The sequence below is a fragment of the Streptomyces alkaliphilus genome, assembly GCF_014141535.1.
GTDB lineage: Bacteria > Actinomycetota > Actinomycetes > Streptomycetales > Streptomycetaceae > Streptomyces > Streptomyces alkaliphilus.
The window spans coordinates 1-1,590 of sequence record NZ_VKHT01001090.1; the positions used below are offsets into that span (position 1 = coordinate 1).

General features: G+C 75.4%; 1 protein-coding gene. It reads left to right on the top strand.

Annotated elements, in window-relative coordinates:
• Nucleotides 1–192: 192 nt before the first annotated feature.
• Nucleotides 193–1,515, top strand: coding sequence for a DUF5667 domain-containing protein (locus tag FNQ90_RS22585; RefSeq protein WP_182608037.1), 1,323 nt, complete (start codon nt 193–195; stop codon nt 1,513–1,515).
• Nucleotides 1,516–1,590: the final 75 nt, after the last annotated feature.

The window sequence follows — 1,590 nt, forward strand, 5'->3', positions numbered from 1 at the left end:
CTCCCCGGGAGAAGGGGCGATCCGATCATCATCAAGCCGTAACCCCGGTGCCCCGGACTCGTTGGGGACCTTGCAGGCTCTCCGTGATTCGCCCCCGGAGGCCCGCCTCACCCTTTCGGGTGAGGCGGTCAATGGGGCGACACCCGGTCCGTGACAGAGAGCCGACCGTGCACACGAGAGGAGGTGACGCCCGTGATCGGATCCGTGTCGACCCACCGGCGGGCCGGTGCCTTCGCCGCGGCCGTGGCGGCGTCGGAGGACGCTCCCGCGAACGGAGCGGCTCCCGCGGCACCACCGGCGTCCGAAGTGTCCCCGTACCCGGCACCGGGTGCCTCGGACCCCACGCCGGGAAGGGCGTCGGCGGAGCCGTCCCCGGAGGAGTTCGCGCCCCTGCTGCGGGTCGTCGACGGGATGCGCGCGCTCCCCCCGCCCCGCATGGACCCCCGGACGAGAGCGGTACAGCGCGCCCAACTCGTCGCCGCGCTGGAGGCCGCGTTCGCCGAGGGCGGCGCGACGGCCCTCGGCGCGCCTTCCACCGGGCCCGACCGCCCGCGCGGAGCCCATCGGGCGGGACCCGCCCGCGGCTTCGGGGCCCTGCGCCCCCGATCCCGCCTCACCAAGGGTCTGGCCGCCGGTGGTCTCACCGTCGGCGTCGCCGCCGGAGCCTTCGGCGGAGCCGCCGCCGCGAGCACCAACGCCCTCCCCGGCGACACCCTCTACGGCCTCAAACGCGGCATGGAGGACCTGCGCCTGGACCTGGCCGGCGGACAACACGACCGGGGGCGTATACACCTCAACCACGCCTCCACCCGGCTCAACGAGGCCCGACGGCTCATGGAGCGCGGTCGATCCGGGCCGTTGGAGTCCGAGCAGGTGGCCGAGGTCCGGGCCGCCCTCACCGCCATGGCGGCCAACACCGTCGAGGGCCATCGCCTGCTGGTCGAGGCGCACGAGCAGGACGGTTCCGTCGCCCCCCTGCGCACCCTCTCGGACTTCTCCGAACGCCACCGGGAGACCTGGGCCGACCTGCGCCCACAACTCCCCCCGGCGCTGAACGACATCGGGGTCGAGGTCACCCGGATCCTCGAGGCCCTGCGGGAGGAGGTGGTCGCCGTCGGGTTCCTGCTGCGCGAGGACGAGGAGGCGGTGACCACCGAACCCTCACCGGAGCTCTCCCCCTCCGCCGACGGAACACCGGACACCGCGCCGCCCGACCCGACCTTCGGCCCCTCCGGCGCCAACCCGCCCGGGGGAATCGAGGAGGAGGGCGGCCCCGTCTCCACCGGAACGGCACCGCCGGAGTCGGTCCCCGCACCCCCCTCGGGGGAGGAGCAGCGCCGCCCGCCCGCGGGGGACGGCGGAGCCCCCGGGGGCGAGCCGGAGGACGGAACGACGGGCCCGGATCCCACCGAACCCGTGCCGACGGAGCCGGGGGCGGAGATCACCCTCCCCCCGCTCATCGACGGGCTGCTGCCCGGCCTGGGCATCGACGTACGGTCCACCGACCGTTCCTGAACCTCCCCCGGGGCCCGGTCCCGGACAGGGGCACCACCGGCGGCGAACGGCAACGGCCCCCGCGACGGATACCAC